The 10,082-nt window shown below is 44.5% G+C and carries 9 protein-coding genes and 2 pseudogenes; 3 read left to right on the top strand and 8 right to left on the bottom strand.

All coding sequences use genetic code 11. The features are described from left to right. From H6G14_RS31845 to H6G14_RS33875, 4 genes are all read right to left on the bottom strand, one after another. On the bottom strand, positions 1-652 hold a 652-nt coding region (locus H6G14_RS31845), incomplete at its 3' end, for an AAA family ATPase (RefSeq protein ID WP_190572823.1). Positions 653-789: 137 nt separating this feature from the next. Further along, positions 790-1,452, bottom strand: a complete 663-nt coding sequence (locus H6G14_RS31840) for a sigma-70 family RNA polymerase sigma factor (protein ID WP_338421251.1) — start codon at positions 1,450-1,452, stop codon at positions 790-792. Beyond that, positions 1,370-1,735, bottom strand: a complete 366-nt coding sequence (locus H6G14_RS34295; RefSeq protein WP_338421250.1) for a sigma-70 factor domain-containing protein — start codon at positions 1,733-1,735, stop codon at positions 1,370-1,372. Before H6G14_RS34295 ends, H6G14_RS31840 begins: the two co-directional genes overlap by 83 nt. Positions 1,736-1,870: 135 nt before the next feature. After that, the gene (locus H6G14_RS33875) at positions 1,871-2,122 is read right to left on the bottom strand and encodes a hypothetical protein (protein ID WP_242054261.1); all 252 of its coding nucleotides are present in this window, start codon (positions 2,120-2,122) and stop codon (positions 1,871-1,873) included. Positions 2,123-2,262: 140 nt separating this feature from the next. Here H6G14_RS33875 and H6G14_RS31835 point away from each other — a divergent pair, with 140 nt between their 5' ends. Both H6G14_RS31835 and H6G14_RS31830 read left to right on the top strand, forming a co-directional pair. Then, a complete protein-coding gene (locus H6G14_RS31835) occupies positions 2,263-3,264 on the top strand; it encodes a strawberry notch C-terminal domain-containing protein (RefSeq protein WP_242054259.1) in 1,002 nt (333 codons plus the stop codon). Positions 3,265-3,556: 292 nt separating this feature from the next. Continuing rightward, complete coding sequence (locus H6G14_RS31830; RefSeq protein WP_190572821.1) at positions 3,557-4,357, top strand: RMD1 family protein; 801 nt, start codon at positions 3,557-3,559, stop codon at positions 4,355-4,357. 51 nt (positions 4,358-4,408) lie between these two features. Here H6G14_RS31830 and H6G14_RS31825 read toward each other — a convergent pair. Next, positions 4,409-4,759 (bottom strand): annotated as a pseudogene (locus H6G14_RS31825) (IS4 family transposase); the annotation flags it as partial. A 154-nt stretch (positions 4,760-4,913) separates the two neighbouring features. Further along, entirely contained in the window at positions 4,914-5,690 is a 777-nt protein-coding gene (locus H6G14_RS33330; protein WP_199326354.1) for a hypothetical protein, read from the bottom strand. Between the two features lie 139 nt (positions 5,691-5,829). On the opposite strand from H6G14_RS33330, the pseudogene H6G14_RS31815 reads away from it, so the two are divergent. After that, positions 5,830-6,021: pseudogene (locus tag H6G14_RS31815) on the top strand (hypothetical protein); the annotation flags it as partial. 85 nt (positions 6,022-6,106) lie between these two features. Here the strand turns inward: H6G14_RS31815 and H6G14_RS31810 are convergent. After that, on the bottom strand, positions 6,107-7,225 hold the full coding sequence (locus H6G14_RS31810) for an AAA family ATPase (protein ID WP_242054251.1): 1,119 nt from the start codon (positions 7,223-7,225) through the stop codon (positions 6,107-6,109). Next, positions 7,185-9,860: a TnsA endonuclease N-terminal domain-containing protein gene (locus tag H6G14_RS31805; protein ID WP_190572819.1), complete on the bottom strand. Its 2,676-nt coding sequence runs from the start codon at positions 9,858-9,860 to the stop codon at positions 7,185-7,187. The genes H6G14_RS31810 and H6G14_RS31805 overlap by 41 nt, the downstream gene beginning before the upstream one ends. Positions 9,861-10,082: the final 222 nt, after the last annotated feature.

The following is a 10,082-nucleotide window of genomic DNA, read 5'->3' as shown; positions in this document are numbered from 1 at the left end:
ACGCATTTAGTAGTGAACGCGCATCTCCGTTAGCAACATTTACTAAGTGCTTTAACGCTTCATCATCAATTTTTACTTTTAAGCGACCATAACCTCTTTGTTCGTCAGTTAAGGTTTGCTCTACAACTTTGTACAAATCCTCGTCATTGAGTGCTTTGAGTTGAAAAATGCGTGAACGACTTACCAAAGCCTTATTAACTTCAAAGTAAGGATTTTCTGTAGTTGCACCAATTAATATCACCGTCCCATTTTCTACCCAGGGTAACAGTGCATCTTGCTGAGATTTATTAAAACGATGAACCTCATCCACAAACAGAATAGTACGTTGGTTATGAAATTTACGTTGTTCTTGTGCTGTGTCAATCGCGGCTCTAATTTCTTTGACACCTGAGAGAACTGCATTTATTGCCAGAAAATGAGCGCGAGTCGTATTGGCTATCACACGCGCTAGAGTCGTTTTTCCCGTTCCTGGAGGGCCGTAGAAAATCAGCGACGATAGCTGGTCTAAACTGATTGCTCGTCGTAACAACCTACCAGGGCCAATAATATGGTCTTGCCCAACAAACTCATCCAGTGTTCGTGGACGCATCCTTGCGGCTAACGGTGCTTGGGTTTGAATTTGGTTGATTAAATTTTGGTCAAATAAATCCATTGTGAGAACATGGATGAACTTAGTTTATTAGTTCATTATTACTACTGTAATCAGGTTGAGCCTTTTTAACACGCACGGCAGCAAACTTCTTGAAAGGCTAAGAAGGACGGCATTGCTCACAATATAGAGAGCAGCCATCAAGCTAAATACTCTCGCATCTGCGGTTGCTGGCGATGCAAAACTTTTATCGCCTGTTTTTGAGTCGTCCCAACTTTTGCTTGTTTTATGTTGAGTCTTTCGGCAATTTGTTTAGTCGAGAGCTTGCCAACACTCCCCAAACCAAAGCGCAACATCAGCACCTGCCTTTGCAGTGGTTTGAGTGTGAGCAAACAATTCGCCAAATCTTGCCGCATTAATCCTTCGTCTAGGTATTCATCTGGGGAAGCAACATCGCTAGGTAAAATTTCCCAAAAATCAACTTCCTCCTCTTGTCCCATTGGCGTATCTAAGGACAAAGGCTGGCGAAACGCTATCAAACATTCTCTCACTTGGTCTGGGCGAAGCTCGGCAAATTCTGCTATTTCTGTAATTGTGGGATATCGCCCCAGCATTCTCGCTCTTTCTCGTTGTACTTTTTTGAGTTTAATCAAGCGGTCATTCATGTGACTTGGTGTTCTGATGGTGGTGGACTTGTTAGCGATCGCCTTTGTAATTTCTTGCCTAATCCACCAGTAAGCGCAGGTCGAAAACTTATACCCTCGGTTTGGGTCAAATTTCTCAACAGCTTTTTGCAACCCAATTGACCCCTCTTGTACTAAATCTAGAAATTCTAGTTGACTCCACCGATACTTTTTGGCAATCGCTACTATTTAGTCGCAGATTAGCCGCAATCATTTTTTCTTTGGCCTTCTGCCCTAACCGCAGAATCTGGGATACTTCAGTTTCACTTTTTCCCATGTCAGTAGCTAGTTCTGTCAAAGTTAACTGACGATTTAGTTGCTCTTGCCTCTGTTGTTGATGCTGCTGTACTGCGATCATCTGCTGTACTTGCCTAGCAAAAATAATCTCTTGCTCTGGAGTCAGCATGGGATATTTAGAGATTTCGTGCAAGTAGATGCCTACACTGTCTGGCTGGAGGGACATTCTTCTATTTTTCTCTAAAAGCCTGAAATTACTTTACCAGTAAGGCAATAGGACTGTAAAACAAAGAATAGCTCTGTTTTGTCCAATTTTGAGTAGCGATGACAAAGAGCGCCCGCCATAGCGATCGCCTCCCAACTATTTTTGAAAATCCACGCCACTTTTATAGGTCTTAGCCCTCGGCTTGCCCTTCTTTGGAGGTGCGGCGGCAGACTTCTTAGGAGCCTGGGGCGGACGGCAGCTTTCACAATACAGAGGACGTGGGCCAAATGTCTCCCGGCTTGTCATCTGTTCACATTGCTTACAGACGAAGTTGAATGTGCGAGTATGTATCGTGCGTTTGTGCGCTCTAACGGTGTACTCTCTAACCTCAATTAATTTGCTGGGCATTGCTGGTTTCAATTGATTTACTTTTTGGATCTTAGCTTTTGATAACGAGTTTTCAATGCTCTAGGTAAACATAATCACCCTGGTTGCACGTCCGGATCTAAACGAGAGGGGCGGGAGATAATACTCCCCCTCGACTCAACTTGTATGAACTGTTCAAGCAGATATTCCAAGGTCGATTATATGAAGTGCCTTTGGGTAAATTTGAGGAAATGACTGGACTATCGCTAACATCTCATGAAGGCGGGATGAAGATCGACCTCCCACCCTTGCGACAGTTCCTCAATCGGCTGCTGGCTTTGACTATCCGGATGCAGAACGTGATTTTCGAGCGTTTTGAACTGTTGTTGAGTCAACAAATTGAAACTGCGATCGCCGCAGGTGTCTTTGAAATCGGAGTAGAAACGCTTCGGGCTGAACGGTTCTCGATTGAAAGTAGTCAAACAGTATATACTCACCCAGATACCGGGAGTGTAACTAACTACCTGAAAGTTGAGCAAGTTCAACGGAACAATATCAAAACTGCTGAGGAAATACTGGAATTTGCTGGCAAGTACCAAGGGCGACTCTTGATCAACTCCAAATCTGGTAATGTTGCTGTGTCAATTCCTACACACAGTATATTTGACTGTGATGGTGGTGTTGTGCCACGGGTTTTGCTTGTCCGACCACAGAAAGAAACTCGTGTACCTGTTGATAAGTTAGAATCATCGACTTGGAAGGAGGTTTCGGCTGATGCGTTTGTTGCTGCTTGGTCAAAGGAAGTAGACGCGCTGCCCAGATTCACTACTGATTACTTGCATTTGGTTACAGGAATACTACTACCTATCTGGAAAATTCTGCCACAAAAGAACAGCCGGGTATTCCGATTGCAAACAAGTGATGGGCAGAAGATTCTAGGACGAGTGGTTCATGCCTCCGACATCCAGACTGTTACTGAACAGCTTGGGCTGAAGAATCAAATCTTGAGTCCGCAAGAGTTGATTTCACTCCTACTTAACGAGGGATTCTCTCAGCAATTGCCCGGAGGCGTAACCTTACGACGCTCTTATATTGCTGGTGAACCTCGCTTGGAATTAGTTGATGCCATCTCGTTAGCTGATCGACTTGTAGCGATGGGGTGCTTCATCGAAATCATCCAGTGACGCAAACGGATATTTGTACCAACTGGGGATCGCGCTGCGGCTGTTTTAGCGGCGGTGATTGGGATTGTTGGGTGATGAGAGCAAAGCGATGAGGTTTTACCCATCGCTTCGTTTTTCTAAAATTTTGGGATGTAATCGCACTTCCAGCTAAGTCAAAAGAATGCCAGCGTATCTATTGGCAGTGGTGAAGAGGTTGATGGGTAAACGGAGATTGTGGTAATCTCCAACAATACCGTATCAATTGCACTGTCACCATTAAAGATTAATAGGCAAAACATAGCATAGGGCAACAATGCAGAAACTCCTTTTTAGTGATAGAGATAGTTTTAAAGCACAAGCCCTATTTCTTGGTAAGAAGATTAATCTACAAAAATTAGAAAACTACGATTGCTTGGCGACTATGCCAGTAATGGTGAAAGTAGCTGAACAAGGTTGCGCGGTGCTACTTGGTTATGGTGCAGTTGTTCTGTTTAACCTTGCGCCTGTGGAGAAAGTAGCCTTTTTAACCCAACTATCCCCTCAAGTTAGTGACTCTTTTAGCAATCCCGAAACAGAAGAAGTAGAAGTTCATCTCAACCTTGTCGAGAGTGAGCGAGTCAAGGAAGGCAAGATTTTTCTGCGCGAATTGAGTGTAGAACGCTTACAGATTGTGGCTGATGTTCTCGCTAAGAGTGTTGTGCTGTCTCACTATGAAATTAGTATAGCCGCAGTGTTTGATCAAATTGAACCGTTCGCAGCTAGTCTCCAACGTGAAAACAGAAGTAGGCAGCAGAGTCGGGAATTACTACGTCAACTAGGGACTACGTTGTTAGTTCAACATAAGATAGTCGGTCGAGTCGAGATTATCGATAAGCCAGAGTTGCTCTGGGAATCGCCACAGTTAGAAAACTTATATCTGCGCTTGGAGGATGAATATGAAATCCGGGAGCGTCACCATGCCTTGGAACGCAAACTAGAGCTAATAAGCCAAACCGCACAAACGGTACTGGAGTTCATGCAGCATACTAGTAGCCAGCGAGTAGAGTGGTATGTCGTGATTTTGATTGTGGTGGAGATTTTGCTGTCACTGTACGACATTATATTCAAACGCTGAAAGCTTGCTTAATATAGCTTTAAGTTTTGCTATGTGCGATTCGGTTCAGGATGGCGACGGTCGTTTATTTCTACTATGCCAAGATGTTCTTAAACTAGGCAGTAAATCTTTAAATACTTTTTCAAATAATTCTGATGGAAATGTCAAAAATCTCTGTGATACAGCTTGTTGACTAACTTTTGTAGGATTACACCACAGAAAACCGTCTCTAGCTAACATTCTTGTCAGTTCTCTGACTCCGGCTATATCTCGCCATAACAAGGTTAGCACCGCAGCCATCATCAATGGTAAATTCAGTATCCGTTCTCTGAGTCCTAGTTTTCGGTAGTAATTTTCTTGATTTGTAATCGCTGGAGTCAATAATTTTTCCAGTTGCTCTGCAATTACTTCGTCTTCCAGCATTGGTCTGTGTTTCTTTTTGGCGTGGTCTTTATTGGTTTTTTTGCTGGTGGTCATAGCTGGACTCAATCGCTCAATTACTTGTCTAGACTGAATTTCCCATGCTTTTGACCACTACAAATACCACCCTTGACAATTTTCCCTTTTCCTTAACTTGTCACCAATGATCTAAGCCTGGGTTTTCTTGAAACAGCCCCGCCATCTTCAATTTGTCCATGCGCCAAGGTCGAGCCTTCTGCCTTCGGGCGATCGCTTCACTCGACCACTTGTCAAGTTGTGTTTCTGGCTCAGGGGCGGACGGCGCAGAACCACTGCCTTCATGACTGACTTTCGGCTCAACACCCAAGTCCAGATTCTCACTCAACAACGGAGTGGGTTGGTTATGTTGTGCTGGTTCCTCACTTTGCATTACCGAATTTTCAAAACCGGAAGCACCCAGCGCGGCGGAAATATGGTCTTCATGACTGGTTCCCGGCTCAACACCCAAATCTTGTTTCTCATTCAAAAACGGAGCGGGTTGACTTTGGCCTACTGGTTCCTCACTTTGCATTACTGAATTTTCAAAATCGGGGGCAACAGGCGCGGCGGAATTAGCACCTTCATGAGTGGCTTTCGGCTCAACACCCAAGTCTTGATTTTCATTTAACAACGTAGTGGGTTCACCCTGTACAGTATTTACGAGCGCCAGCGTCGTACAGTCCGTTACCGTAGGTAACTCTTCCTTTTCTTCCACGCCTTCCACAATCTGAGGCGACGCGCCTCCAAAAGGCGCGTCAGCCGTCTCCTCACGGTGCGAATTTTCGTTTGGCGTGGAAGAATCACAACTCACGATCTCTTCAAAAGAGATCGTGAGTTGTTTCTGAGGAGTTCGTGAGGGTTTCTGTAACCCTTGCTCTGACTGATTTTCATCTGAAATAGATGTGATTTGAATCATAAAATAAACTTTTAGCTCAAGATATGCTTCAAAAAGAGTTAACCATTTTATGCTTCAGAAATCAGCGTCAAAGTAGAATAATCTTCCATGTAATACACAGTTAGGGATAAACTTAACGATGTATTACACGGTAGAGTTTATGCTAAAACGGGATATTCAAGGGAAGTTTGCGCTCAAAAACGATGATTATCGTCAAGTACGCTCTTTGAGATTGACCGATGAAACGTGGAAGGCATTGGGTATAGCGGCTGAATGCTTCGGGTATAGCCGAGCGGATTATTTGGAAGAGATAGTCAAGAATAACCTTTTACCAAGTATTACACGGGTAAAAAACTGAAAAAGTACGCATGGGTTCCCATGTATTACACGGTAGGTGGAGAATTTTATAGCTCTTTCCACTAATAATTTTTTGATGTTCACTGTTGTTCTACAGTATCTCGTTTGGGCTTACGTTGTCCGACACGCCCCGAAGACTTTTTAGGCGTTTGCTGTTGTTGTCGTCTTTCATCTGTCTTCTGTGCATCCGTGGGAGGCGGAGTAATATTTGTTTCTAGTGGTGTCTCACTAATTGAAGAATCAGCTGGTTTCGTCTTCTTACGAGTTTGTTTTTTCTTGGGGGCTGGCTCGATAGGAATTTCATCTGGTGTCGTGGAAGCCGTTTCATCTATCGTAGAACTGACGGGCTTTTTACGAGTCCGCTTTGTTTGAGATGATGGTTTAGATGATTTCTTTGGCGATGCAACCACATCTGCTGCGCCCTTGGATAAATCCACTGCTGCTTTTGGTACAGAGGTCGAACCCATGCCTATCTGTAGCAAATGCCACAAATGTTCACGGCGACTTTCCATATAAGAGAGTTTTTGTTCTCCCTCAGTAGTATCCAGAGCCATACGCTCACATTGGGCAAGGGAAAGAGTATGTTCATGCAGTCGTTCTAAATTCAAAGTATCGTGACCATCATGCAATGCTGCCGCCACAGCCCGGATGAGCCAGTCTTTGAGTACCCCAACACAACCAATGGAACGTTCATAAAAATAAAGCCAATCCTGCATTAGCTGTTTGACATCAACATTCAGAGGTATTTGCATCAGCAGTGCCAATAATGCAGCTTGAAAATCCTGGCGGTCTTGTTCATTTTGATACAAATAACGCGGAAAATGGATATCCAGTCCCCGTCGAGATGCTTGACCACTCAAATTACGGAAATTGAGCAGTTCGTAAGTCCCAATCAGAATGTGTAGCACACCCGTAACATTGGTCATGGACTTAATCCAGTCCAACTGGTCTAAAAGCTTACCAGCACTTGCACCAGTCCCAATCTTCATTAAGTGCTGTGCTTCATCCAAAATCACTGCCCGTACACCACGCTTGGTCATCGCTTCTTCTAATGCGTGACGCAGTTCAGGCGAATCATTAAACTGGGCTGTTTTAGTCCTCCCACGCCCTTTCTTCTCCCAGGTTTGCTCCGCATCAATATCTATCAGCATCCGCCGCTCATAGAACGTTGTTTTGCAGTGGTGGCAATTGTTTGTCATCTTGACTGTGTGCTTCCATCTCTGGCTCAAGAGTGCTGACTCTTGGGAACTGAGGTACACCTTCGGTATTGGGTGTTAAGTTCTCCAAAACCCCAACCGCTTCCAAATCCCGTAACCGTTGCATGAGTAAAGTTTCATGTTCTTGCACCGCCGCGATGAAGTCGGCAAGGCGTTTGGCAGAGATATTTGTACTCACAGCATTACGCTTATCTTGTTGTCTAATTTCTTGGGCAGCTAACAGCACTTCTTTCTCCGTGCGTCCGGCAAAGGTGTTGTAATACTGGGAGATACATTTGACCCATCTTCCCTCCAGGTACGCATAAGCTACACCCATATCAAAAGGGTCATAACGCACACTGACTTTGGTTTTTTCGACAACCGGATTGCGGAAAGCATCGTTCCAGTAATAAAGATAATTGACTTTTATTCCCTGTCCCGGCTGGACTTTAGCGTTACCTTTGGGTGTACTAGGGCGTGTTGCCATGAGGAAGTCTTCGTTGTATGCAATGCGTCGGTGTTCCCTTTCCCCTGTGGCAGCGATTGCGTCGGTATAAACTTGTAATGGTGTCTCACCCAAGGAATCATGTACGCTTGTGTCATAAATGGTGTATGCCCACTCACACAGGTAGGTATATAAATCTGCCAATGTCCAAACGGCAAGTTGTTTGGGGTCAACAAATGAAGTCAATTGACGTGGCTGCTTACTGGCTTGGGTGTTGCCGAGTAAGTTAAAGATAAATTCTGTATTGGTTGTGCCAAATAATCGTTCAACTACTGAGCCAAAACGGGGTTTACCTCCGGGTCTTGTCTTTTTGATGCAGTGGTAACGTGCTAATAAGGTATCAAAGTAAACGCTATGAAATTCTTTGCCGCCATCTACAACTACGGATTGGGGAAAACGACCCTCACGCTGGACACACAACCGTAGTGCCATCATGCAAGACCTGTAACTAGGTGGGTCAAAGGTAAGATAAACTGCTAAGATACGTCGGGAGTAGGCATCAATCAGTAATGTCAGCCAAGGTCGTCCTAAGTTCCGACCAGTTACTTGAGAGCGTAATTCGATGTCGAGTTGGGTGTGGTCAAGATGGCAAATGGCAAAGGGTCTGTCTCCATGCCTGGGAGTTGTTTTAGCTAGTTCTAAAACAATTGGTTCGGTTGCGTATGCGGCTTTTGCTCCCTGACGTTTTAAAGTCTGCTCATGGATTGGACGCTTTTTTAGCCGAGTATAAAATGTGCGCTGACTCAGTGGGGGGATGTTGGCTCTTTCGCAGGCTCTTGTATAGGCGCGATAAACGGAAGCTGCGGGAGCTTGTCTTGGTGTCTCGAAATGTTCGGTAATAAATTGATCTAATAATTTGCTTGCATCCGTTGGTGCTTTGGGTTGGCGATTTCCTCTACTAGCAGTACGCGGCAGCAAACCAACATAACCGCAACCAAAAGTGGCTTCGGCTTCCCGAAACTGTTTGACCCATCGGGATAATGTGCTTTGAGGTATGTCCTTATATATGTCTGTGCGGTGCTGGAAATATGCTTGTACTGGATGAAATCTGTGATTGGCTCTTTCTAGATCCGTAGGCGAGGCAGCATCCATCAATTCACGCACTTTTTCATTGATGGTTGCGTGTGTTTCTGAAGTATGAATGTTGATAGTGCCACTATCAAATAATTGCAGAAAAAATGCTGTGGGCAATTGTATTGGTTGCCCAACTTCGGGTAAAAGTGTGGTTGTCTTCTCGCCCAAGTTAACTAAAGTCCAAAGTTGTGCGTCCCAGACTAATAAGGTGTTAGGCAAAAGTGTTGTGGGAGAAGTGATTTGTTGATGATGCCCAGTTGTTCCTATGGCTAAATGTGTATGAGCAGTATGGGTTTGTTGGTCTGCCCATAGCTGAACTCGCCAATGTTCCACTAGGGGAACTGCATACAAGTCTACGTAGAGTTGCTCTGTGGCAATCAAGGCGTAAATATCGTTAGCACGCACTCCAGGTATGCTTGCAAGTGTGGCAGCAATGGTTGTTCCTGGGGTGGCTTGAACTGCTGAAGAGATTTGTTCTGTAATGGAGTGGGGGATATTGGCACTGAACCTAAAGTAGTCTTCTAAAAACATTAGGTTCTGAGTGAATATGGGATTTAGTTCGGTATCAGTGCGAACATGGTATTTGAGTCCAAATGATGCGGCGTAAGCTTCTCCTGGTGGGCAATGCCAATGACCAGTTTCAGTTTTTTGGTAGCGTGAAGGGTATTTTTGGGCTAGTCGTTTTAATTCGGTTTCGGTTTTCCATTCTTCCCAAACTGCACCACTTGGACGCAGTACGAAGAAGTCTGGGGTATGATAATGACCTATTTTTCGCCCGTTTTGGTTTTGGTACTGAATTTTAAATGGCGGTGGTTGATCATAGAACTCTAACACCTGGGGGTCATGTTCCATTTGATAAATCGCCCACAGTTCTACTGTGTGGCTCTCAAATTGAATGGTTTGACCCATTTTACGGCTAGGGTAAACTCCACTAACGTTTTTGGCGCGTCCTTGTACTCTGCGAGAAGGTGGGGCAGCACGAATTGCGGCGATTAAGTCTTTGCAAGATGCCGTTAGTTGCTGTTGCTTACACCAATAATCAAATTCATCGTCTGTCATGAGAGTTTCTCATCCAAGAAAAGAGTGTTTCTCTTTGCCAGGAGGCAGTTTTAGGATTTCAGTACGCAAGACAAAACTACGGAGTCATGGTTTTAAGTGAAGCATATCTTGGAATTGGTAGAGTCGATGGGGGCTATTACACCCCGCACCTCTCTGTTAAATCTGGACGTGCGTATTTATACGCATCCAGCTTCCGATATTCTTAGGTTGCCCTGATGCCCA

The sequence above is a fragment of the Nostoc parmelioides FACHB-3921 genome, from assembly GCF_014696625.1.
Lineage (GTDB): Bacteria > Cyanobacteriota > Cyanobacteriia > Cyanobacteriales > Nostocaceae > Trichormus > Trichormus parmelioides.
Note: the sequence above shows the minus strand (reverse complement) of the source record. Positions and strands in the feature narration are given on the sequence as shown.